Annotated in this window: 20 protein-coding genes and 1 pseudogene; 3 read left to right on the top strand and 18 right to left on the bottom strand. The window is 45.8% G+C overall.

Annotated elements, in window-relative coordinates; genetic code table 11:
* Positions 1-19 precede the first annotated feature (19 nt).
* The 4 genes from FOE74_RS17380 to FOE74_RS17365 all read right to left on the bottom strand — a co-directional run bounded on the left by FOE74_RS17380 (position 20) and on the right by FOE74_RS17365 (position 4,584).
* Positions 20-382: a hypothetical protein gene (locus FOE74_RS17380; RefSeq protein ID WP_149099899.1), complete on the bottom strand. Its 363-nt coding sequence runs from the start codon at positions 380-382 to the stop codon at positions 20-22.
* Between the two features lie 98 nt (positions 383-480).
* Positions 481-978 (bottom strand): hypothetical protein, encoded by a 498-nt coding sequence (locus tag FOE74_RS21310; RefSeq protein WP_192576633.1) that lies wholly within the window; start codon positions 976-978, stop codon positions 481-483.
* 166 nt (positions 979-1,144) lie between these two features.
* On the bottom strand, positions 1,145-3,412 hold the full coding sequence (locus tag FOE74_RS17370; protein WP_149099898.1) for a ThiF family adenylyltransferase: 2,268 nt from the start codon (positions 3,410-3,412) through the stop codon (positions 1,145-1,147).
* 2 nt (positions 3,413-3,414) lie between these two features.
* Positions 3,415-4,584 carry an MBL fold metallo-hydrolase gene (locus FOE74_RS17365; RefSeq protein WP_149099897.1) on the bottom strand — a complete coding sequence of 390 codons (1,170 nt, stop codon included), beginning with the start codon at positions 4,582-4,584 and terminating at the stop codon, positions 3,415-3,417.
* Between the two features lie 220 nt (positions 4,585-4,804).
* Between FOE74_RS17365 and FOE74_RS17360 the strand changes: the two genes are divergently transcribed.
* The gene (locus FOE74_RS17360; RefSeq protein WP_188686888.1) at positions 4,805-5,791 is read left to right on the top strand and encodes a helix-turn-helix transcriptional regulator; all 987 of its coding nucleotides are present in this window, start codon (positions 4,805-4,807) and stop codon (positions 5,789-5,791) included.
* Between the two features lie 56 nt (positions 5,792-5,847).
* Here FOE74_RS17360 and FOE74_RS17355 read toward each other — a convergent pair whose 3' ends face one another.
* The 6 genes from FOE74_RS17355 to FOE74_RS17325 form a co-directional block, all read right to left on the bottom strand.
* Complete coding sequence (locus FOE74_RS17355; RefSeq protein ID WP_149099895.1) at positions 5,848-6,138, bottom strand: hypothetical protein; 291 nt, start codon at positions 6,136-6,138, stop codon at positions 5,848-5,850.
* A gap of 1 nt (position 6,139) precedes the next feature.
* Positions 6,140-6,961: a hypothetical protein gene (locus FOE74_RS17350; RefSeq protein WP_149099894.1), complete on the bottom strand. Its 822-nt coding sequence runs from the start codon at positions 6,959-6,961 to the stop codon at positions 6,140-6,142.
* 1,129 nt (positions 6,962-8,090) lie between these two features.
* On the bottom strand, positions 8,091-8,510 hold the full coding sequence (locus FOE74_RS17340; RefSeq protein WP_188686891.1) for a nuclease A inhibitor family protein: 420 nt from the start codon (positions 8,508-8,510) through the stop codon (positions 8,091-8,093).
* A gap of 37 nt (positions 8,511-8,547) precedes the next feature.
* A complete protein-coding gene (locus FOE74_RS17335; RefSeq protein ID WP_149099891.1) occupies positions 8,548-9,402 on the bottom strand; it encodes a DNA/RNA non-specific endonuclease in 855 nt (284 codons plus the stop codon).
* Positions 9,403-9,531: 129 nt separating this feature from the next.
* Positions 9,532-10,680 carry an HNH endonuclease gene (locus FOE74_RS17330; RefSeq protein ID WP_149099890.1) on the bottom strand — a complete coding sequence of 383 codons (1,149 nt, stop codon included), beginning with the start codon at positions 10,678-10,680 and terminating at the stop codon, positions 9,532-9,534.
* Between the two features lie 12 nt (positions 10,681-10,692).
* On the bottom strand, positions 10,693-11,808 hold the full coding sequence (locus FOE74_RS17325; RefSeq protein WP_188686894.1) for a PD-(D/E)XK nuclease family protein: 1,116 nt from the start codon (positions 11,806-11,808) through the stop codon (positions 10,693-10,695).
* A 146-nt stretch (positions 11,809-11,954) separates the two neighbouring features.
* On the opposite strand from FOE74_RS17325, the gene FOE74_RS17320 reads away from it, so the two are divergent.
* Complete coding sequence (locus tag FOE74_RS17320; protein WP_149099888.1) at positions 11,955-13,718, top strand: WYL domain-containing protein; 1,764 nt, start codon at positions 11,955-11,957, stop codon at positions 13,716-13,718.
* A 132-nt stretch (positions 13,719-13,850) separates the two neighbouring features.
* Positions 13,851-14,150: a hypothetical protein gene (locus FOE74_RS17315; protein WP_149099887.1), complete on the top strand. Its 300-nt coding sequence runs from the start codon at positions 13,851-13,853 to the stop codon at positions 14,148-14,150.
* A 204-nt stretch (positions 14,151-14,354) separates the two neighbouring features.
* Here the strand turns inward: FOE74_RS17315 and FOE74_RS17310 are convergent, their stop codons facing one another.
* The 8 genes and pseudogenes from FOE74_RS17310 to FOE74_RS17280 all read right to left on the bottom strand — a co-directional run bounded on the left by FOE74_RS17310 (position 14,355) and on the right by FOE74_RS17280 (position 20,460).
* The gene (locus FOE74_RS17310; protein ID WP_149099886.1) at positions 14,355-15,632 is read right to left on the bottom strand and encodes a Y-family DNA polymerase; all 1,278 of its coding nucleotides are present in this window, start codon (positions 15,630-15,632) and stop codon (positions 14,355-14,357) included.
* Positions 15,629-16,129, bottom strand: coding sequence for a LexA family protein (locus tag FOE74_RS17305; protein WP_225840868.1), 501 nt, complete (start codon positions 16,127-16,129; stop codon positions 15,629-15,631). Before FOE74_RS17305 ends, FOE74_RS17310 begins: the two co-directional genes overlap by 4 nt.
* Before the next feature lie 207 nt (positions 16,130-16,336).
* Positions 16,337-16,741: pseudogene (locus FOE74_RS17300) on the bottom strand (SOS response-associated peptidase).
* Positions 16,742-16,984: 243 nt separating this feature from the next.
* Positions 16,985-17,188 carry a hypothetical protein gene (locus FOE74_RS17295; protein WP_149099885.1) on the bottom strand — a complete coding sequence of 68 codons (204 nt, stop codon included), beginning with the start codon at positions 17,186-17,188 and terminating at the stop codon, positions 16,985-16,987.
* Positions 17,189-17,364: 176 nt separating this feature from the next.
* Positions 17,365-17,871, bottom strand: a complete 507-nt coding sequence (locus FOE74_RS17290; protein ID WP_149099884.1) for a hypothetical protein — start codon at positions 17,869-17,871, stop codon at positions 17,365-17,367.
* A 664-nt stretch (positions 17,872-18,535) separates the two neighbouring features.
* Complete coding sequence (locus FOE74_RS21305; protein ID WP_188686897.1) at positions 18,536-18,697, bottom strand: hypothetical protein; 162 nt, start codon at positions 18,695-18,697, stop codon at positions 18,536-18,538.
* 63 nt (positions 18,698-18,760) lie between these two features.
* Positions 18,761-19,669, bottom strand: coding sequence for a class A beta-lactamase, subclass A2 (bla, locus tag FOE74_RS17285; protein WP_149099883.1), 909 nt, complete (start codon positions 19,667-19,669; stop codon positions 18,761-18,763).
* A 173-nt stretch (positions 19,670-19,842) separates the two neighbouring features.
* The gene (locus tag FOE74_RS17280; RefSeq protein ID WP_149099882.1) at positions 19,843-20,460 is read right to left on the bottom strand and encodes a hypothetical protein; all 618 of its coding nucleotides are present in this window, start codon (positions 20,458-20,460) and stop codon (positions 19,843-19,845) included.
* Positions 20,461-22,603 lie beyond the last annotated feature (2,143 nt).

Here is a 22,603-nt window from a genome sequence, read left to right as displayed (position 1 = left end):
AAGGAGCCATGGGTGAGGGTTAACTAACCAGGTCAAGATCCTCTTCGGCCATCCATTCCCTCGTGGCAGGGAAAACGACCTCGCTCACCCAGTCGAAAAAGTCTTTGGAAGACTTGGCAGAGGGATACCCTCCTTCCTCTCTCCTTCCCAACCAAGTCAAGTGAACCGTCAGTAGGGTGCTTTGGACATTGGATCCGCTAACGGGGAAGCCTGCGATCTCGTCATTGTCCTGCCTCCTTGCAAACGGTAGGATGTCCATTCCTGTCTCCAACTGGAACTCCCTCCTCAACTGAGCCTTTGCTTCTGGCTCAACCAAATGCCAAGGCGTCAACAATTTGAACCCGTGGGCTATTGCCCATCTGTATTCAAGGGGTGGATCCATATCAACTGGGACTGGTTTTAAAGGTAGGTAAAAGTCCAAAGTTGGTCACTTACTTATTGATAATACATTCGTTCTTAAATAACCTAAAGCGATCAACCTTAGGTGGTCTTCATTTTCAGGTACACAGTCAATATCTCACGAGCATAATAATAATTTCTTTGTTTACACCGTAGCCAAACGGTAAACAGAATTGGTATAAGTATAGCGTAATATCTCCAATCCATATAATTTCTGACAATCAACACCGCCGATCCAATAAATACCGTCGTTAACAGTACCCGAGCAAAAGCGTAAGCCGTGTTGAAATCTTCCACCCTTGGATCTTTTTGGCTGTTCGCGTATCTCATCGCTATTGAGAAAAGTTCATCATTACAGGCATTCGGTTTTCCCTCGGCAATAAGTAAAGCCTTGGCCTCCTCGCTGCAATAAAACCGAACCTTCCAGATCCCATTCCCCTCCAACAACCGAACAGAGGGCTTTCCCCCCCACGTGAAAAAGAAGAAGTCCTCCAGCCAACTGGACAGTGTATTCATCACGTTACCCAGCAGGAACGCGACAGCGGTATAAGGCACAACCATATCCTTGTCAAACGGCATCTTCCCCAGCTTTAGGAATAGAAGTAACATCAAGAACCCTGGGATAAGAGAGGATAGGATATCGTATGCTTTGAAGTTCATTACTTGAGAATCTATTGGTGATTTTTATCAAATGTACTTTTTTATAGCCGTCCTAGCCCCTTTATAACCAACACGCTTTCAGAGTCTATAGGAAAATGAACGGCAGGATCTTGCGGTTGGTAACGATAACCGCACAGGTAGGTATAGGTACTTTTCTGTTCACTACCGCCAGCTCTTCTATGGTGGCCCTATCTCTGGCACTCAGCCCTTCCAGATCCATTGGATGGGAGTGCCACTCGCCGATATAGCCAACCAGCCCTCCCGTCTTTTCTTTGACCGCTTCTATAATCTCGGACAGCCCCTTCACCCCCCTGATAAATCCAGTGCAGGTTCCTTTACTGTCCTGCGGTTCCTCGATTAAATCGAAGATATGGATCGTACTGGTTTTGTAGTTGGCCATGCCCACTAAAACGCCTCCTGTCTCTATCCGAGCATTCTGTTTGCAAAGGCTTAGGAGTCTTGCGGATGTACCTGCCGCCATCCTGATCTCCCAACCGCTTCCTTCTTGACACGACATACTTTCGAAAGCGGGTACAGTGATAGTTTCGCTGTGCAACCTCGGGATTCCCTCTGTCTCAATTTGGCTTAGGTAAATCAATCCTTCACCCCCAATCGAAGATTTGCTTTGTTCTTGGTGGAGCAGTCTGGAGAACACCGATGAATGAAAGGATATAATATCGTCTGGCATTACGGTAGTAGTGGAGCTGCACCCCAACCCAACATCAATCGTGCTAAACTCCCTTTCTGAGTCGCGCCGTCTCCAAGACTCCAGTGCAACGTTGCTGATGGCAGAGAAATAAGCCATGTTGATTAAGTCATCGATACGGGGGTTTCTATTTTCACCCTCTATGTAAAGCAGCCCGAGCCTTCCGTCATCGGCTATCTCGCAGCGGCTCACCTTGAGCGACGTTGAAAACTGCTTCCTTGCGAGCCAATTCTGCACCAGCAGGCTGGCCGAGCTGTCCACCAGCCACTCATACTCCTCGAATACATTGTCCGCAACAAATTCTACTGCCATAGCAAAGGCACGGAAACCTGTGGTAATGTCGGCTTCAAACATGTCAGAAATCTGCCTGATGATAGCCTCCGCCTTATTCACCCCCACCTTATCATCGTACAATGCGTGACGGGCAAGGTTGTGTTGCAGGAGCTTGTCTTCATCCACCACGCCGATATCCATCTTACCACTTCTGGCGTCATGTATGATCATCTTGGAACCTAGGGAGCCTGCACCAATGTAAACGGTTTTGGATGACCTTCTTTCCCCAGACAATTTCGCTGCCAGATCAGGACTGAAGGGTTCCAAATTAGACTGGCACCAAACTTCGGCGTCGTCTGGAATTGGAACCCCCTTTGTCTCAGGGGTGAGTACACAGAAGTTTATAAACTCATAATGCCCGCCATACCCGACCATCTTCTTTGGTCTTTTGATGGCATGTACAATCGGAAGGCCCCGCTTTTCTCGCAGTCCTAAGTTCTCAAATACAGCCAGTGTTGCGTCAATATCAATCCCCCTTTGGTTGAAGTACTGCCTTAAGTCACCAAATGCCTTCGGCAGACTTGAGCTGTACTCCGCCTCAATCTCGCCGTCTACCCTCCAAACAAGTATAGACAGAAGAGGTGAATTAGACTTACTTTTAGCCTTCGTGTTCAGTTCTTCGATGACCTTAACAATTGTATCGAGCTGTGAGAAAGGCACGGAAAACAATGTCTTATATGTCAATGACCCGTACTTTTTGTCGTGGTCGTTCAGGATGCATGAGAAGAGCAGGGCCATCCCAAGGTCTGACAGGAACCGTTCGTCCTTGCGCACCACTTCATGCAACACGTCATATTTGTATACATGGTACCCGCTGTAACGCTCCAGACGGATGGGGTCAAACTCCTCACCGTCATCGGAGAGCCGACCGATCGCTGCTTTGAATAGCCACTGCTCCCCGACTGCCAGCAGATCCGACATCCTGACCCCTGCGAACCACTCATTTGGGTTGTTCCTCACAAGGCAGAACTTGCCTGGCTCCTCCGAGGTTCTGGATACATAGAGATGTGCAAGGTGCTTCTTTGGGAAGTCCTTGCGGTTGCTGAGGATCAAAGGTACGTGGTCAGGGTACCTGTTGAGGGATATTTTGATAAGAACAGGCTCCTCTTCACGTATGTCTATGCCGCCTACCGTTCCCAGTGGAGGTATGGATACCTTGTAAGTAACAGGTATGGCTATATGATTTTTATCATATGCCAAAACGCTTACTTGCTCTAAACCAAAGAAGTCACGTATCTCTCTTAACCCAATCTGGATTTCCGCGGAAAGCTCACCCTCATAAGGTTTCAACCCCTCGCTAAATAGCATACTCATTTTTAGCCCTGCTTCACCACCGTTGAAGCCGCGCCTAATCCGCCAGCGGAACCTATCGCACTACCAACCTTACTCGTCGGGGAAAGGGTCGGCCCCCCGCTGGTGACGGTAAACTCAATAGGTTTCAGCTCGGATTCCTTCGGGTAGACGGCTGTGTTGAGAAAGTCCGCTGCCTTGTCTAACTTCTTCACGTACTCCTCCTTCGCCTCATAATGAGGAGGGTTTGGCTTCTCGTCCAGTATCTTCTTGCAGGATGCGATAATTTTCCCACCTGTCCTTTTGTAATCAAGCACTTCGAGAGAGTTTGCCTTTGGTTCTGGGTTATCGGCTTGCGGTCGGTCATTGAAGAAAGACCATGAGCAGTGGTGTGGCGCAAGGAAGATATCCCAGTCAAGTGCCTGCTCTTTTTTATCATTCTTGTATCTTTTCGTTTTCTCCAAAATGATCTCCCATGAGTAATGGTCAGAATCCCCACCGAACATAGCAAGACAGGCGTATTTGGAATCGTAGGAGGCATTTTTGAACCTTGCTTGGAATACAATACTGGTAGAGTTCTTGTCTTTCTCCGCTGAGGCTAAGTGTTCCTTGAACGGCGCGTGGATGAATACTGAGAATGTTGTCTGCTTTTTGCCGTTGAACTCATCCACCACGGTGCCAGGGGTCGCACGGAGATGGTCTATGTCTTTATAGTCTTTGTTACCGTCGTAACCTATAATTTTGATTCTGTTACCAGTCTTGTCTCTGTCCGCGCTCTTTTTGCGGTGCAACTCGATTCGTCTCTCTGCTTCTTGCTGGTAGGCGTCCTCATCATCGTTGGTGTGCTCTTCCGCGATCATAGGCGAAAACCACATCTCGTCAATCAGGATTTTATTCTCTTTCCTGTCCTCAGCACTGTACTTGGTCGGGTCTCCTTGGTAAAAATTGCTTTTGAAGCCCCTACAGTGGTCACAATCGCCGTGAGTCAAGACGAATACATCCACGAAAGGATTAGAGTCTCTCTTTTTAATGGAGTAGAGAAGGTCTTTCTTGACGTCATAAATCTTCGAGTCGTTGCTGCCGATTGAACTCTGCCTGATGTTACAGTCCACAAGGATGGACGTGTCATCTTGGAGCAGGATCAGCGACATATCTCCGTTGTCTACTGGGTAATACTTTATTTTTGAATCTGCCATAAATTATAGATATCCATTATAGTTAAAATTTTTTCTAATAGTTCGACCTACATCTGATCAGGTTTATTATAGCCCCAAACAGGAATAGCATGTGACTTTAATACCAGGTAATGAGCCAAAGCTACACAAGATGAACGCAATGTTTCTGCGTTCATCTTTTTATTATTAACTTTCTAAAAATAAAATCAATATGCCTAAAAGTAAGCAAGCATTGGTGCGGATGAGGATTATTGATGAGTGCCTCAGGAACAAGACTGGCTGGTACTGGTCGAAGGAGCAGTTAATTGCCCGTATTCTGGAGAAGAGTGACATCATGGTGAGCGAGAGAACGCTGGACAATGATATCTACCTGATGCGTCACTGTACCCAGCTCAACTATAAGGCACCGATCAAGTACCTGAAGAAGTTCGACGGTTACGTCTACACGGAACCTGACTATTCCATAGAGAAGCTCCCGCTGAATGAGGCGGAGATCGCCGCGCTGGCAATGGCCGCCGCCACGTTCAGCCAGTACAGGCATGTGAGGGTGCTCAGCGGTTTCGCCTCTACCGTGGACAAGGTGATCACCTTGGTCAACCAGATCAGGAAAGAAGGGGCGGAGGAGCCGTTCAGGTTCATCGACTTCGAAAAGGCACCCTACTCCGTGGGCAATGAACACATCGACTTTATCATCGAGTCCATCAGGAGCAGAAAGCCGATCGCTTTATCTCACCGAAGCTTTGACCAACCCCTGCCAAAAGATCGCACCGTCAGCCCCTATCTGCTCAAGGAGTACCGCAACAGGTGGTACCTGCTAGGGTTCCAGCACGAGGACGGTAAACTGCGCAAGTTCGGTCTTGACCGCATCGTTAGTATTGGTTTTGCCGAGGGTACGAGGTATGTGGAGCCAAAGGATTTTGACCCCGAGCTGTATTTCAGGAATACTATCGGGATCTCTTTAGAGGACAGTGAGGTGACTGAGGTGATTCTATCCTTTTCACCGCATGACGGCAACTACGTGAAGACACAGCACCTTCACAGCTCGCAGGAGACGCTCGTGGATGACGGCAAGGAGTTCAGGATCAGGCTCAGGGTGGTGCTCAACTATGAATTGGTCTCGACAATACTTGGGTTCGGGAAAGGTGTATTGGTCTTAAGTCCTGAGCGGTTGAAAGATCAAATATCCGACGTTCTTGAAGACCGTATCAAGCATTATCGAAATATGTAAGAGAAAACCCACAGTTGCTAGTCTATATCACAATACTGCTGGAGCAGCTAAGACGACTAAACTGGGTTGTTCCAGAGTTTAAGCAGTTTTCTTATTTTTTCTTTTCTAAAAAACACACGGTGTTCGCGGTGCATCCAAGCCAATTGTTCTGCATTGAGTTTATCCACATGCCGCTGCCTTATAATCAGGTTTCTATTTCTCATGTTCGCGCTCAGCCCGTCACCGAACCAAAAGAACACGCCATCTTTGTAGTACAACCACTCAATCATAGTGTACCCAGCATTCTCTAACGCTTTCTCAGGTGTTTCGCCTTTTTTAACAGCAACTTTTTCTAAAACGTCCTTCATTTTACAGGCCTTTTAAAAGGTTCCCGATCCGTTTTCTTCTCAAAAAAGGGGTAAAAGAAGTGTGCCCCATTATCTTCTGCTCTTCGAGGGTATGCAATTTTCTGAGTTTAAAGATATCGGCTTCAAAGGTTGTTCCCTCCGCTTTATAGATATGGCCTTTTGCATAGCACCAAACAGCACGGTTATATAAGGGAGGAAGCACGGAGTGTGTAACTTTCATGAATTCATCGGGAAGGGCTATGAGTCCGTTGGCGTTTAAAAGCTCTACTTCTAATTCCCTATATGTGGCTTTACATATCTGCTGTGCTCTCCTGTCATTTGTTTTGCTAGTAGTATGCTGTAAGCTGTTAAAGGCAAAAGCTTGCATTCTCGTTAACCCTAATTCAAGGTACTTTCCATCAAGAAAGGCGTCTATTTTATCTCCGACTAAATCCAAGCCACTTGAATGCACACCTTGTTTATAAGCTAAAGAATCAGCAAGTATTTTATTAATACAGTGAGATATTATACCGTTACACCCCTCATCAAAAACATTATCTTTTAGGTAGTTAACCAATCCATTATCAGTTGAAAAACAATATTGATCCCTTGTAAATCCCAGCTCATTTAAGTCGTAAAAAAGAATCAAGAATTTATTTTCTATGACTGGAAAGTTCGAACTGAAAAGAGTTTCTAGTTTCAATAGAGTATCCAAGGCAGCCTCTCTTTTTGACAAAAGCTCACTACTAACTATTATAACAATAGGACGCTTGAATTGAGAACGGCCAGCTTTTAGGATCTCTTGCTCTAGTTTTTGGTTAGGTGGAAGCTGTGTTGTTGTCATCGTTGTAAATTTTAAAAGTTAAAGGTTATAATTATGGGTTCCCGAGCCGCTCGTTTCGCATGGATTATTATAGGCTTTCGAGCCATATGACACAAATGCGAAAAGGCTGACAATTTTTCCAGGTTTAATCTCACTACTTTTTTGAGCTCAAGGACAAAACACAAAGTGATAATGCGGCGCATAAATATGGAAACCATCGTTACAGACTATGACCAAACATTTAATAGTTAGCATTCTCTCCACTTATGTATATCATGTTTGTTAAACATCAAGCCGCTCGCCATCCTTGTAGTGCTTCCATTGTACCCGAATCAAATCTTAAAAATCTTAATATTGTATTATCCCAACGCTACAAATGTATAGGAAGATTTGTAATAAACAAAATAAATGACAAAATTATTTTATACTTTTTTTAGCCTAATGCGTGTTTCTGCCGTTTTAAAGCTATTATATTATAATTATTTTAATTTACATCTTCAATATTAAATTTGTAGTTAACTAACAATTTTTCCCGATCATAACAAATATAAATATCATACTTGTCTCAGTTTTAGCACTTTTCCAATAAGTATAAAAAATGAATTGATTGAATTTATAATAGAAGTTGTTCAGCCTATGTAAATGCATCAGTAGGCAAGTTGACGATGAACCGTATAAGGGGTGCTTATAAATGATCTATAAAATGCCTAATATTGGAAGGATAAGTTCGCGAAGGATAACCTCTGTGATGGTATGAGCAGTGCCATAGGGTTCGATAGCTTGGGGAGAGACCTTACAAGCCAGGATGGCTTCGCTACGGTGAATTTCAGAACTTCAAAAAATGAAGGCTTCATAGGCTCAAAATCGAGTTTTAAGGAGATGGTCAGCCATCAGGTCTACTGGTCAAGCCCATTCGATAAAATCGGTCTTTATGACGGCAGGAAAAAGGATTGAAAGTACTACGTACACTTGCATCACCGATCGCTGAAGCAGCCTGATACATGAAGTAAAGCCTGTTTTATCAAAATTAGCAGTGCGGCTCAGTCCAATGAAAAAGGCCTACCATAATCCATGGAAAGTCTTTTTCATGGCAAGATTAGACTAAGGATCTGAAACTGAAAATAAATTAGATGGTCAGGTTAACCAAACATCAGGTCTCTATAAGGACTGTTCTAAAACCAGCAAATTCACCACTAGACGTTGATCCTAAGGCCAAGGCGGTCACCTCAACCTTTCCAACTCTGTACACCTTCACATCGGATAAGCTCTTGACCATGAAATCCTGTAGTGCCTGAAACCGCAGCGTAGTCTCTATCCTCGCAGGATCCGCTTCTGGCGGCACCTTCGTCATGTTGCGGAGGAAGTATGTCAACTCCACAACCTCCACATTAGCGTCAGCAGGCTTCCCAGCGAAGCCCCGCAATTCATCAGGGGAAAGCTCATCTTCCTTCACGGCAGTGACGGTGAAAGGCTCCAAAGGATAGTCGCTCTCACTCATAAAATACAGGCCCTGCGTAAGCTCGCTCAGATTCCTCATCACCTGTTCTTTGTCTGCACTGGAAGTATCCATAGGACTCATCTATAGTTTCGGTTCATTATCAAAAAACTTAGCGGGTTGGGCCATTGTCAATTTTAGATTCCAGCGTTTTCTGCAACTGCTCAGGCAAAGCAGAGAGTAGATCATAACCTGTGGCCTGCTCGATGGCATCCACCGATGTCCTGTACCCTCCCCAGTCTGCGGAGACAGTATTGCAGTTTGGAGTATTGACGGCTATTACACGCGTGGATTCGTTGATGCGGGCGAGATCATCCCTACCCTGAGGCAATACCACGATCACCTTCCACAAGTTCTTCGGCACCGTCACCCTCCCGTTATCAATGGTGCTGGCTGCACCATTTGCCCCTGTGCCTCCTACCCCATAGGATCCCATAATCACATATGCCTCCATCCCTGTCCCTACCAGATCGCGCGTGTAATCCTCCAGCGCTGCCCATGTCTGGCGGTTATGGTTCGGGGCTTGGGGTATCATGTTGGTCATCAGGAAGGTGGAGGAGTTGTCCTCCACCGTCTTTGTCCTGTCCGCGCTGGGGATGTTGTGACCTCGGTCGAACCCTGTTCCCGTGTAACTGGAGGCACTTACCCTATACCAGCCAGTTGGAAGGCTCGGGTCAGCCCTGAAGTCGTCTTGGCGGTCAGCATTTCCAAGCCAGTCGGAGCTTACGTGCCAGCTAACCCAATTCGGGGTACCACGGTCTCTGCTGTAGGAGAGAACGAACTGCGGCTTGAGCATCAGATAGTTATTGTAGTCCGTGATTTCTGCTGTGGCCCCACTGGGGTTTCCTAAGGTAAGGTGCTCGCTCAGCGGAAGATCGGTTGATTTCTTAGGCGTGACCTCGGTTTCTTTACACCCTACTGCCATTATCAGGAGCACAACCAAGTAACTCTGTATCCTTTTCCTCATAATCTACCGTTTTGATTGACACCAACAGCTTGATTACAGTTGGTGTCAATCAAAACGAATGGATCCACCAGAAAGTTGGTCTCTATATACTACACAGATCAAATACCATGGTTTTTGCGGTTCAGTCCGCTACTTTCTGAACACTTCCTCTCTATGGTATTCCAGATAAGATAAATTCTGAGGGTATACCCTCCTAAGCCGCATTCCTAAAGTGATGTTAAGCAGCTTACAGGACTGATATGAAAGACTTTTGGAGATAATGATGGTACCGTCACCCTGGAAACTGATGTAGCCGTTGTCGAAGAGCGAGTCCAGATTGGGTGTCAGAAGTAGGCCGTTGTACGGATCCAGCCTTTGCATATTGTCACAATCCCTCCATGGTTTAATGTGGGAAGCGACAAGGATACCCAGCGGGCCAGCCCCCGTTACCGCGCATGTCTGCCAGAGCCGAACCAAGTTCTGCCTGTAGATTCCCTGACCGACTCGGCTGGAGACTATAGATTGCCGTGTGGTGGCATGGACATTTGAAGGAAGTGGTAAAACAGGATCCAATATCTCCGTATCGGCACTCCCTATGATCCTGAATACTGCCGACATAGGAGTAGTGAAGACATCCGCGCTCTCCAGCTCCAGCAAGCCCATATAGGTAAAATCCGTGTGGTGCTTCTCGCGGTAGAACAGGTGGATAGTGTCACCCGCCTGTTTCGCGTTAAGGATCCTATTGTTGCTCCTCCCCTTCTCCTCCCCCTCCCAGTATAGGTAATCGGCACTTATGTAGTCGTTGTACTGGGTAAGGGATGCTTGTTTTTCGCTTGTGACGAAAAGGATGATGGACTTTGAATTGGCAGGCGCGACTACCCCTCGGCTAATGGCTTGGCGGCCTTGGTATCCCCAGAGAGAGGCAAGGACGTTCCTGTCATACCTTTCGCCGATCCCGATGTTTTCGAAACTCACCGTTGCCTGCGAATTTGATAAAGCACCATCACCAGTTGAAGGGGCGCATGTCTTACACTCCTTGGTTATGGAAATGAAATTTGGTCTTTCCTGCTGAAGCCAGCCCTCTATCTCTCCTGGATCGTGAGAGCATAGCTTTATATAGTTCCTCTCTGTAAAGGCACCATAGGTCTGGCCGCTGGTAATGGCGATATGGGGGCAGCCAGATCGATGAATCACATAGTATCTACTGTTGCCCCTTCTCTCGGTGTTAACCACGAAAGCGGCAGGATTGGCATTCATCCAGCTCAGGTAGTCTCTGTCATCTTTGTCAAAAACTCTCACTTCCCTTATTGATTAATTGAGAGTTTGTGCTTCTAGCTGTATTTCAATAATAGGCTCTACAACCTTATGCTTCAGGATAGAATATATTTCAAATAGCCTTTCCGTTATCTGCTCCTCGGTCGGGTTCAACATTGGGTCGAGACGGAAATTGGCCTTCCCGCCGCCATACTGCACCTCATTGTCTGGGAAAAGCGGGGTGACCGCGCTGCGGAAGTAATCCCAGTCTTTAATATTCCATGCGGTGATCTGAATATTGAACCTCCCGATAGGGTTTCGCTTCTCCTTCTCGTACACCGACTCGATACCAAGCTTGCGACCTTCGGTATCGTGGAAGGTAAACCCAAGGTCGAAGCCTGACCAAATCCACCAGTTTTCCCCAGTCTTCTCCGACATGGCTTCTCGGAGGGAATTGATGTGCTGGTTCCGAATTTGGGTAATTTTGTTGTTGAACTCATTGTAGAGCTTGACCAATTCATCCACCTTCTCGGCGTTATCGAAGAAGAAGTCAGCCAAGGGCTGGTTCATGGTATTGTTGCCTTCCATGTTCTCTATTGTCTTGATGAAGTCCTGTAGATATATAAGGTATTTGTCGCTGCTCTTGCCAAGGTAGAAGCCTATGTTCTGCTTTACACTAGTGAACAGTTCTGAGTAAAGGATATTCACGAAACCGTTCTCCCGCATCCAATCGACTTCCTCCCTCCGCTGCACCCTCCTCAGTGAGAGGACGACGCCGATCGCCTTCTCCTTCTGGTAGGAACTGAGCTTTTCCCTGTATTTATCCAGCGGGTTGTACAGACCTGCAGTGATCTTGTTCTCAATCCCGATCACGAAATTCTCCCCTGCCACCACTAGGTCTATACGCTTCCCCTCTGCGTTGTCCTCCACGATCACTCTCAGATTGCCAGTGCGGTACTCAAGGTCCTCCTGCAAGGTTTGGGCAAGCGACTGGATGAACAATTCATCCATGCCGTGTTCTGCCGTAGGCTGAAGAAAGAAGCTGAGCATCCTGCTGCAAATCTCCTTTAACCTGCGGTACGGGTACTGGCATAGCTCAAGGTACGTGGGCTGAGGCACCACCTTTGGCAGCGAATAAAACTCTTTGATCAGTTTTTCATATTCCTCAATCATAGGCGCATCATATTTCCTCGAAATGCAAGTAAGGTACCATAACAAGGTTAAATAGCTACAAATTGTATTGAAAATTTTATGAAATTGGGCAGACATAATAACATTATGTTTCAGGACTTATATTTATCAAAGATTCTATTAACCAAATGACAGTACAGAAAAATCTACTTGCGCAGGTGATGTCGTCAGACACCCTCACGCAAACCGCAGATGCGGCAAATGATTCCGAGGGTACCTCGATGTATATATTCTGGGTATTATTCGCCCTGGCAGTGGCCCTAATTTGGCTACTTGTTTCACGTAAAAAGAAAGTAGCCGATGCCAACATTGCTATAGTAAAGAACAAAGCCTCAGCTTCTCCAGTGGCCCAGAACGTACCACCAACACTACCACCAGCGGAAAAGGTGATCCGCCAGAATCCCACATCCAGTAGTAACACCCTGCATATAGGGATATCAAACCCAACGCCGTCGCCTGCCCCGACCATGGTTAAACCACCAATCAAATCGGCTCCTCGAAGGACAGTAACGACTGAGAATAGGGAGCTGCCCCAACAGCGGGTTGCAAAGCCTTTGGCTCCTGCCGCCCCAGTGGTATCGGAGCCAGAGACGCAGACGAACGTAAAATATATAGGGTACCAGCCTCTGAATGTCTTCGAGCAGTCTGAGCCGTACAATTTTCCGATTGTCATCATGCCTAAACCTAATAGCGTGATCAAGTTTCCGAGGAAAGGGCGGGTCGGCAGAAAGGGATATAAGGAAGAGGCTTTCAAAAAGATATTGGACCCTTTTTTCAAGGATACATTCCAAGTCTTCGATGACCGCTTCATAATGGTGAAGGGCAACGCCCAACCGTTTGAGCCAGACTTCACGCTGGTGAACGAGCACAACGGCCTCAACATGTTCATCGACATCGAGATCGATGAACCGTACGAAGGCACCAATGACATAGCCACACGGCAACCCATGCATCACCAGCTCGCTGATACCGCCAGGAACCTCGCCTTCAGGAACAGGGGCTGGATCGTGATCAGGTTCGCGGAGAAACAGGTTCACCAGAACCCGAAGGGCTGCTGCCTTTTCATAGCGGATGTCATCAAAAGCCTGTACCCAGCCTTCCAGATCCCAGCGTCACTTATAAGTGCCAACCAAATAGCCTCAGTCCAGCAGTGGACATCGGATCAGGCGAAGCAGTGGTCGAGGGAGAAGTACCGTGAAAAATACCTCGGCATAGAAAGCTTTGGCCATACCGCCTCCTCTATGCGAACAGAGAACGTGGCGGAGACATCCCTTGGGGATGCCATCGAGAAGGAAGTCAATGATGAGACCTTCAAGGCACCACGCCCAATAACAGCCACATCTACCACCGACCCAAAGATGGATATGCTGAGGGCTTCTATCGCTAGGCAGAAATATATTTCCTTCACCTATAACGATAAACCTACGGTAGCCAAACCGATTAAAGTCGAGAACGGCAGACTTTCCGCCTTCTGCTATGTCAAGAATGGCGAAAGAGAATTCGATGTCACCAAAGTATCAAACGTGGTTATGAAAGAATCTCCCTTCACTCTACGAGTGGCAGGGCCGACCCTTGGGATCGACAGCATAAAGTCAGTGGTGAACACAGCCATCCAGTACCAGAAATACCTCAGGATCACATACACAAGAGCCTCATGGTCTTCCATGGCAGTTGACAGGGAAACAGGAGAGCTGATCCTCAACAGGATTGAAGCGGAGGAAAGCACCCGAACGATCTGTGATGTACAGTTGGCCATAAACGCGCTGGAGCAGGAGCACATCAGACGCTATAACCTCACCAGCGACTATATCACCGCGTACTGCAACCGAAGAGATGAGAAGAGAACTTTCCGTTTCGACAGGATAGGCCAATTGGAGATCTTGGATTTGTAGTGAAACTTTTCGGATGGATAACAAGGAGGACGACTTCAGGAAATACGTCATCAGCCTATTGGAACCTAACTTCAAGGTATTTGAGGACGTGAAAGGCTCCATCACCTACTGGGGGAGACAAGGCATTTGATAATGAATTTGGGGATACTGCCTAACCCTGAGCTTATTGCGAAGGGATTCCCTGACTTTTTCATTGGGGTAGAAGTCAAGTTCTATGATCTGGAAGGAGGTGGCGATTGGAGCGCAAGAAGGAAATTGAAGGAGGCACTGAACCAGTGCATCTCATACAAGTACTCAAAGTTCGGATCGTCAAAGATGGAGCCAGCAATGGTCATGTTGGCCACCAACATCTCCACTCAATTCAGTAAATACAGCCCAAAGGTTGTCAAAGGGTTTGATGATGCCACCGAAGATCTTAGGCACTTTTGCTAATGCCAGAACATAGGCTTATTAGGATATGGATGGAAAGGTGTAGTACTTAAATTTGGACATGCCATATGGACAGAGGAAACTGGGTGCCAACACCAAGAGCTGCTGGATCTTCATGTAGGCTACAGAGCCAAAAAACCTATTAGACCTGTTGAAGTGAACAGCACGAAAAATCTCGATTCGCCATTGGAGGTATCATAATAGCTCTCAAACGGAATTGTTCACAATGGGCAGATCAGAAAGGCGGGTTGTATAACAGGGAGACTTGCGCTCGCATTTGAGCTGCCAAGAATTACCTAAGCCCTGCGTGCCCACCTTCACGACATCCCTGCCGTACCGCGTCGTGAGTTTATCTACTGTCTCCATGATGCTGCCGTGCTTTTCCCTGTCCACGGTGTCAAGAAGGTCATACTGTATCTGGTTGTCAGGCACGATCTCCTTGAGGATCACCCCCGTCTTCTTGTAGCGGTACCCAGCACGGTAGATGGACTTGAGAGCAAGCGTAGCGTAATGGATTAGTTCTAGATCCGAGCTGGTCGCCACGGGCATGGCAATGGTCTTGCTGTTGAAGTACTGGGCATCCCGCTCGGAGAAATGGTTGGTCTGCACGAACACCGTGACCACCTTAGCGCAGCTTTTCTGTTTCCTGAGTTTCTTGGCGCACTTGGCCGCATAGTTGGCAGTAGCCTCCACCAGATCATTCAGCTCCGTGAGCCGCTCCCCGAAGCTGCGTGACGTGCAGATGCCCTTCTTCGGCGGGGAGACCTCATCCAGATCAAGGCAGCTCTCGCCGCGCAGCTCCTTCACCAGCCGCAGACCTACCACGGCCATGTGCTTCTTTACCCACGCATCTTGCTTGAGCGTAAAATCATAGGCGGTCTCCACCCCGTGCCTGCGCAGCAACTTGGCGTACTGCCGCCCCACGCCCCACACGTCTTCGATGCTGGTCGCCTTCAGCGCCGCAGTGATGTGGTGCGGATCGGTGAGCACCAGCACGCCATTCGCCTTCGCCGACTTCTTGGCGAGCCTGTTGGCCACCTTGGCCAGTGCTTTCGTGGGGGCGACACCGAGACTGATGGGGATCTTCGTCCATTGCAACACGCTTTCCTTTATTTGGCGGCAGTAAGCGTTCATATCCTTTCCAAGCATGTTGCTCAGGTCTAGGAAAGACTCGTCGATCGAGTACACCTCCACACTGGGCGCGAACTCCGCCAGCCCGCGCATGACCCTGCTAGAGATGTCACCATATAGCGTGTAATTAGAGGAGAACGCATGAAGGTCACCGCACTCCACCAGATCTCTTATCTGGAAAAAGGGAGTACCCATCTGGATGCCCAACGCCTTGGATTCGTTGCTGCGTGCGATCACACAGCCGTCGTTGTTACTAAGAACCACCACAGGTTTGCCATTCAGTGAAGGCTGGAATGCGCGCTCACAGGAGGCGTAGAAGTTGTTGCAATCGCATAGCGCGAAGAGCGTGCTCATCGCCTGATGGGTTTGTGCAGAATCCAAACGATTACTCCCCAAGCCCGCAATTCCATCTCACCCGTGATCTCTATGATAGGGTAATCTGGGTTTGCTGGCTCCAAAAACAGCCTCCCGCCCTTCTCCCTGAACGTCTTTGTGGTGAACTCACCGTCTATGGAGCAGATGATCGGGTAGCCGTCCTTGGGCTTAGCCTTACAGTCGATGATCAGGATGTCGCCGTCCTCTATTTTGGCGTCACGCATGGAATTGCCCCTTACCCGCATCATATAGGTGGTGCCAGGGTTTCGTATCAGGTGCTCCTTAAGGTTAACCATCTCTTCTAGGTAGTCATCTGCTGGTGATGGGAACCCAGCGGTGACGTAGGAGGAGTACATGGGTAGCAGTATACCCTCGAATGATTCCAGTGAGAGCGGCTCCAGAGTGTTCTGGGTGGTGATGGTTGGTGTTTCTTCGCGCATATCAACTTCTTCAGTAAATATAAATACTAATTTCATTAGCAATAACGGCAAAGAATATAGAAAAGCTGTATGATCTAGTATAATTTTCTAATATTGTTGGTAACTAACGTGGATAAGCCCAAAATTGTTAGCAACTCCTGCTAACGGGAGTTTAGTACCTCAGGCACCTTGTTCAGAGGAGAGTTCACCAGCGGCGAGACAGGGAAAGCCTTCATCAGCGCGGCGTCGAACGCCCTGAGCAGGTCAAGCAGCTCGATTTAGGTCTGTGCGGCCCAGCCAAAGTTCCTCGGCCTCGGGCATCAAGATGACAGGCATTTGGTCATGGATCGGCTTCACCAGCTCGTTAGCTTCGGTAGTGATGATGGTGTAGGTGTGCAGCACGTCGCCCGTGGAGGTGTCCGCCCATTCATCCCAAAAGCCAGCTAACGAGTACAGATCCTCACTGCGCTACAGGATCCTGTACGGTTTCTTTCCCGAGGAAGCAACCTGCCACTCATAGAAAATGTCCGCCAGCACCAAATAACGCTTGGACTGGAGCAGTTTCCTGACAGACGGCTTCTCCGCCAGTATCTCCGCCCGCACATTAATCGGTTTCCTGAGCGACTTCAGGTCATTCGCCCAGAACGGCACCAGCCCCCACTGGTACATCTGCACCTGTCTATAAGTGCGTTCGTAAACACGGGCAGGCTCTGGCTGGGAGCCGCGGAGTAAACTCGGTTCAAAGCTCCGTTACAGGGAACCACTCTTCTCCTTTATCCAGCCCCTGAAGGAAATTGCTTAAGGAGTAGCTGATGCAGATGTGATATTCGGCACTTAGGTCTGAGAACGACGTCAGCACGACCTTGAACTCCTTCCCGTTCACCTTCTCCAAGGCGTAAGCTCCCCCCCGTTCTAGCCTATCCCCAATGAGCCAGGGATGTTTTTCTGAATGGCATATCCCAGGTTTGCGCTTTCTGGCTCACCCAAGTCCCACAGTACCACGTGCTCTTTCACGATCTGCCCCTCGAAGCCATGGAAGGTCCTCAGAAAACCTGCGTAGTCGGCTGGTAACTGGAACCCTAGGGTAGCCTCCAGTTCCTTAAAGGAGAAGTTCATTGGATCGACCCGCTTTGTGGCTCCATGCCTTGATAGGATGGCTTCAATGTGATGCACAGGGTTTTCTCAAGGTTGAGTTTCTATGGGACACGTCAAAGGCAGTGGCTTGTAAAAGTGGGTTGCTCCTGCCCCTATTCGAACCTCGTGTTACCTTCGGTATCCTTGGCTGGTTTGAACTATCGGTAATACCCGAATACTCTCTTCCTGACAGTATACATGAGGGCAATCGTCAATAAGAGGAATCCTACGTAACCCCATGAAAACAGCACGATGAATCCGCGGTCAGGCTCATCGGGCGAAAGCCAATATACATCTTTTGCCGTATTGTAGACCCCGAGGGCTAACCACACCATGCCCGCGAGGTAAGCATCACCGTTAAACCGCCAAAGCTGAAATAGAAGAAAAAAGGAGCCAGCTAGGGAAAGGATGGTCTTTGGGTTGAACCAGCTTGAGGTATCAAAGTCTCCGAGGATTTCCATCAGGACAATCAGAACCCAAGACCAACAAACCGCATTGTTCAGGATGCGGTCAGCCCTTCTTAGCTTGCGCGGCGGTTTGGAGGCCAAAGCCCTCCTCAGGGTCTCGTCATCAGTGCCATTGGCAAGCTCGTGATAAATGTCCGCCTTGCTGGTTCCCGACTTTAGCCGTTGAGACACCTCCGACCTCATGGCACTGGTACTCATGTTCTTCGCTGTTTATTGGTTTGCATGTGTAATTTGAGACATACCCTTAAAGAAATGACGGTGGTATTCCGTCAGTGAAATATATCAAAGTATATCATATGCACCAACTTCAGAATGACCATTCTAAAAGAATTTGGGTCTTAAATCACGTTCAAGAAATATAAAATTGGGGGAAGGGAAAGCAATGGCGTGTAGAACAACCTCTCAGGCGTGTAGAACAGTTTGTTCTACACGCCCAGACCTTTAAAAGCAAAAAGCCTCCATACGCAATGTATAAAGGCTTTTGCAAATTGAATTTTGTGATCCCGTTTGGATTCAAACCAATGTAAAGCTCATGTAGAACTTAAATTTTCTAGCGTTTTCTCTTATATTTAGGTCATTATAATCAGATGGTTAATTACCACTTATTGTTACAAATCTTGTTACGCTAACACATAAACACCTGATATTCATGAATAATTACTTTCTGCATCGGAAAGTAAAGCGACAATTCAGTTGACTAATGAAGGCATGGAAAAGTTAGGGTTAGGTTAACCTCTTATGAGCACAAACCGCCTAATGCAGGAGGGACTTCGATCATTACTAGTAGGTATGCACCCTAAACATCAACAGGAATCACCTCGGTAACCAAGAAGAGGCCTTCACTACTTTGCCCATTAGAGCATTAGTCGTCCGTTTTGCGCTTCTTGTCTGCTTGATCGTCGGCCTTAGATGGCTCGCTTTTGGCTTTTTTTGCCGCAGCTTTCTGCCTTTCCTCGTTCTCTTTTCTTTCCCTGAATTCCTTTTGGCGCTGCTTCTTTTGTTGGTCTGCTGATCTGGTACTCATCTTTTAGCTCCTTTAGTTCTTTATTATAGGTACAGGACTTTCTAAAAGAAGGTTAGAGTAAGGCTATTTTGCCGAGGAAATAAAATAGTCCCAGGCTGCTTTAGAAATGTCTGCAATGATTTTCTCGTTCGTGGGTAAATCCTCATTCGAGTTGGATGCAAATACACTGATGAAGTAATATTCTCCGTTCGGCAAAAAGACTACGCCAATATCGTTGACCGCTGCAGTGATACCGGTACTTTTGTTCCTGCCCGAAGAGCCTGTTTTGTGGGCCACCACGGTACCCTTTGGCAGTTGCCCTTTCAACCTGTTTTTACCTGTTTCTGTTTCTCTCATTTCTTTCCACACAAAGTCATGACTTTTTTGGGAAAGCAGTTTTTCCTGGTTGTGATAATAGGATTTTAAAACTTTGCTGGCGGCATTAGGAGTCGTCCAGTTTTGGAACTGCAGGTCCCAGTTATTCTGCATAACCTCTTCATTGATTTTGATGGAAATATCTTGGAAGTTGTTTCTTACAAAGTATCTCTCTACTTCCTGTGGTCCGCCCAGAAGCCTTAACAGAGCATCACAACCCACGTTATCGCTGCTAGAGACCGTATAGCTTAATACTTCTGAAAGGGGAAGTGAAGCTCCGTTCGGATACTTTTCCCTGAGCGGGCTATGCAGGCCGGGAAGCAGGTCTTTCTTCTGAATCTTTATTTTTTGATCCAGCGACAGCCTTCCTTGATCTATTTGGGACAATACTGCCAGGGCAATATGAAACTTGAACACGCTTTGCATGGGAAAGCGATTTTCTCCATTAAGAGATAAGGTGTCGTTCCCATTACTACCCATAATCGAAACACCCACCGTGGCATTCTTTGCTGAGGCTATCTGATATATCTTATCTCGTAGTGATTCTGGAATTTGCGCCGATGCATGGAAGACTAGAATTAATAAAAGGCCAGTTGTGAAGGTCCGTACTTGGATCATGTATTCTGGAAATTTGATTGTTGTTGAATGGGTACAAAAGAATATATGGACGGTTGGGTATAACTAAAAGCGGTTTTTTCAAACCATCAATCCCTTTAAAACAAGGGTTCATTTAATAATAGTCACAGTAGCACCTTTCAACTATTGCACCTTATAAGGTTAGTGGAAGGCTTTTATTTTCCAATTAAGACATGGTATTCTTTTTGGATAGTTACTCCTGCAAAATGATTCGTTAGCCCATAAAATATCACCACTGTGAGAATAACTCCCATAGCTAGAATGGCGTTTGATTGCCTATGTGGTGACAACCCAAAAACAGTATGTTTCATCTTTTTACTATGTACTGCAGCGATATGTCCAAAGAAAGAAACAATAGCAAGACCATAATAGGGTATAAAAAATAAATTATATGGAAACGTATTCAATCCTGCTACTCCAAAATAAAAATTGGTATCCAGTTGCAGAAAAAACCTTCCGCTTAAAACAACACTTACATGGATAAGAAAAAAAATAAACAAATAAAACCCCGTCCATACCTGCAATTTATCAAACTTTGAGGCAGCTGTTATTCTTTTCTCTTTAAACAGCCTTAACCCTGACAGAATCTGCACCAATACAGCCAACAATAAAATTGTCTCTACAAATACATTGCGGTAAAACACTCGCAGTAGGTCCATCAATTCAATGTGGCTTTCTGCACCCCATAGACTTACCAAATGATTTAATAAGTGAACGCCTATAAAAGTCATTAATACCAGACCTGAGATATAATGGGTTTTGTTTACTGTCATTCTTAAGTTCGCATAAAAAGGGGGATGCTTGGAACAGGTTTTAAATATTAGATATAGCCAAAGGTTTTGGCGAAGCCATTGCCTGATTCATTAAAACAATTAGCTTCTAAAATTTTCAATATTACCCAAGGTAGAAGACCTAGGCATTATACATAGACTGTTATGAAAACAGTCTTAAAGTTCTAATCAACTTTTTTACCTAATTTTTAAGCTCCTTCAATTGCCTGTTTTTTAGAAAATTAGGCCAAAAAATATATACTAGTTGAAGTCTATATTATAGTAAACTTAGGACCTGAAATAACATAAGGCTCACGAACATAATAGATACTACTTTAATTGTTCGTTTCAAGCCGTTTCCATGGTTCATTTGCCATTGGAGGTATTTCTCTTTTTTGTCGCTTCCTTGAATGTTGGCTTTCCCATCCGCATATCGGTAGAGGTACCTTGCTATAAATAAAAAGGCAACTATTCCTAAAATCGACGAGAGAAGTAATGTTTGATTGTCCACTTTCTTTATTAAGTATTATAAATTATAAAATTTGCTACCGAGCTAGGTCGTCGGCCGAAGGGTGACGTTTATGCATTTTTGGCAATGAGCTTTTTTTACTTTTATATGACTGGGCTTTAAAAGTCTCAACGAATTCTTTAGCTTCTTTTAAGGTCTCTGGATATTCTACATTTTCAGTTAATAACTTTATGTTTAAGTCGGTGTATTTATAAATATGTTGGTACTTAAATCCATTATCAATAAAGAATCCGACCGTTTTCCATCTTTTGTAGTCGGTCCGTTTTGGTGGTCTGAATCGGTGTGGTATTAAAATCATTTCTTTACCACAGTCGGGACAAATGTAAATATGGCCTTAACCACCGTCAAATTCACGGTTGAATGCCTTTCTACAGTTTAAGCATAGTTTCTTATGACCCATTTCGATTTTATAGGTTACCGCCAACTACAGTATAAAAGGTACCCTTTGATTATTTGATTTTTGGTTGGAGCTTTTTTTCGTTTTCACCCTCTATTTGGTAAGGAATAACTGCGCGGCCTTGCCCTCTTCTGATCCTTTCCCAATATAGTTGTTTTCTAATAAACGACAAGGTAGCTATTGTTCCTTCTTTATTTGGAAAGTAAAGAAGGGATTGTCATGACAAGCCCTTCTTTTGACAAAACTGTACTGGAAATGAGGTGATTAAAATTTAACAACCAAGAAAAAGTAAGACAAAGCAGGATTAGTACTGAAAACTTTTCCATAATTAGAGACCATAGGCTCCCTTAGCTTAAGAAAGACGAGGATGATTGAAGATAAATCCGAAAGTGAGTAAACCTTTTAACTGCTAATTACTTAGGGAACAGGGCATCGATAAGGTATCCTAATGAGAAACTCCTCATACTTTAATAAAATTAATGTAAGAGTACCTAAATACGTTACAGAAGAAGGTATCAAGGAACAAATAGATAATTCCGACTTTATTTAGGTAAAGGCGAAGTACGCTAAGTTTTAACGAGAAGCCTACCCGGTATTTAGACGCCCTAAATCTGGGGAAAGGAAACTACCATATCTGTTGTAACATGGGCCGTTGTCTTCACTCTAAATGAAACCAGCAGTCCCAATCTTAGAAACACTTTGACAAAACCAATCCTATCCTAAGAAAAGTAAGGCCATTATAAAAAACCCAAGGCTTTTCAGAATTTATTCCCCCTGTCGCATCTGTTGTTGGATGGATTTCACTTCCGCTACCTTATCAAATTTCAATTCTTCTTTTATCTAAGGCCTAAAATTTTAACCATGGCGTTGGCTAATTAAGCAACTTGGACAAGAGGATAGGTTCTACATTTAACTGTTGAGCCAAAAGGCTACCTATTAATGGCAAACAACCAAACCAGTCCATTTTACTCTAAGAAGTAAAGATTTCCCCTAACTGGGCCCTAAGGCATTTGTTTATTCGTTCACCACAAGTCTTCAAGAAGAGCTAAAGCGCAAGTATTAGGCACTTATTTTATATTTTTTATTCTTTTTATACCAATTCAATTGCTTTTATCTTTTTGCTTTATTATAATCGTGCAATAATTAATTGTTTTTATGATAAATAACCGGGCAATTGGACAATACTTACGGCTTACCCATGGGTTAAGGCTAGAAGATTT

The sequence above is a fragment of the Rufibacter glacialis genome (assembly GCF_008271745.1).
Taxonomy (GTDB): domain Bacteria; phylum Bacteroidota; class Bacteroidia; order Cytophagales; family Hymenobacteraceae; genus Nibribacter; species Nibribacter glacialis.
The sequence above is the reverse complement of the archived record's forward strand: the minus strand, read 5'-3'. Positions and strand labels throughout refer to the sequence as shown.

Excerpts from the sequence above, each read along its gene's own strand:
- FOE74_RS17380 (WP_149099899.1), bottom strand. The coding sequence starts at position 382 with ATGGATCCACCCCTTGAATACAGATGGGCAATAGCCCACGGGTTCAAA.
- FOE74_RS21310 (WP_192576633.1), bottom strand. The coding sequence starts at position 978 with ATGCCGTTTGACAAGGATATGGTTGTGCCTTATACCGCTGTCGCGTTC.
- FOE74_RS17370 (WP_149099898.1), bottom strand. The coding sequence starts at position 3,412 with ATGAGTATGCTATTTAGCGAGGGGTTGAAACCTTATGAGGGTGAGCTT.
- FOE74_RS17365 (WP_149099897.1), bottom strand. The coding sequence starts at position 4,584 with ATGGCAGATTCAAAAATAAAGTATTACCCAGTAGACAACGGAGATATG.
- FOE74_RS17360 (WP_188686888.1), top strand. The coding sequence starts at position 4,805 with ATGAGGATTATTGATGAGTGCCTCAGGAACAAGACTGGCTGGTACTGG.
- FOE74_RS17355 (WP_149099895.1), bottom strand. The coding sequence starts at position 6,138 with ATGAAGGACGTTTTAGAAAAAGTTGCTGTTAAAAAAGGCGAAACACCT.
- FOE74_RS17350 (WP_149099894.1), bottom strand. The coding sequence starts at position 6,961 with ATGACAACAACACAGCTTCCACCTAACCAAAAACTAGAGCAAGAGATC.
- FOE74_RS17340 (WP_188686891.1), bottom strand. The coding sequence starts at position 8,510 with ATGGATACTTCCAGTGCAGACAAAGAACAGGTGATGAGGAATCTGAGC.
- FOE74_RS17335 (WP_149099891.1), bottom strand. The coding sequence starts at position 9,402 with ATGAGGAAAAGGATACAGAGTTACTTGGTTGTGCTCCTGATAATGGCA.
- FOE74_RS17325 (WP_188686894.1), bottom strand. The coding sequence starts at position 11,808 with ATGATTGAGGAATATGAAAAACTGATCAAAGAGTTTTATTCGCTGCCA.
- FOE74_RS17320 (WP_149099888.1), top strand. The coding sequence starts at position 11,955 with ATGACAGTACAGAAAAATCTACTTGCGCAGGTGATGTCGTCAGACACC.
- FOE74_RS17315 (WP_149099887.1), top strand. The coding sequence starts at position 13,851 with ATGAATTTGGGGATACTGCCTAACCCTGAGCTTATTGCGAAGGGATTC.
- FOE74_RS17310 (WP_149099886.1), bottom strand. The coding sequence starts at position 15,632 with ATGAGCACGCTCTTCGCGCTATGCGATTGCAACAACTTCTACGCCTCC.
- FOE74_RS17305 (WP_225840868.1), bottom strand. The coding sequence starts at position 16,129 with ATGAAATTAGTATTTATATTTACTGAAGAAGTTGATATGCGCGAAGAA.
- FOE74_RS17295 (WP_149099885.1), bottom strand. The coding sequence starts at position 17,188 with ATGAACTTCTCCTTTAAGGAACTGGAGGCTACCCTAGGGTTCCAGTTA.
- FOE74_RS17290 (WP_149099884.1), bottom strand. The coding sequence starts at position 17,871 with ATGAGTACCAGTGCCATGAGGTCGGAGGTGTCTCAACGGCTAAAGTCG.
- FOE74_RS21305 (WP_188686897.1), bottom strand. The coding sequence starts at position 18,697 with ATGAGTACCAGATCAGCAGACCAACAAAAGAAGCAGCGCCAAAAGGAA.
- bla (WP_149099883.1), bottom strand. The coding sequence starts at position 19,669 with ATGATCCAAGTACGGACCTTCACAACTGGCCTTTTATTAATTCTAGTC.
- FOE74_RS17280 (WP_149099882.1), bottom strand. The coding sequence starts at position 20,460 with ATGACAGTAAACAAAACCCATTATATCTCAGGTCTGGTATTAATGACT.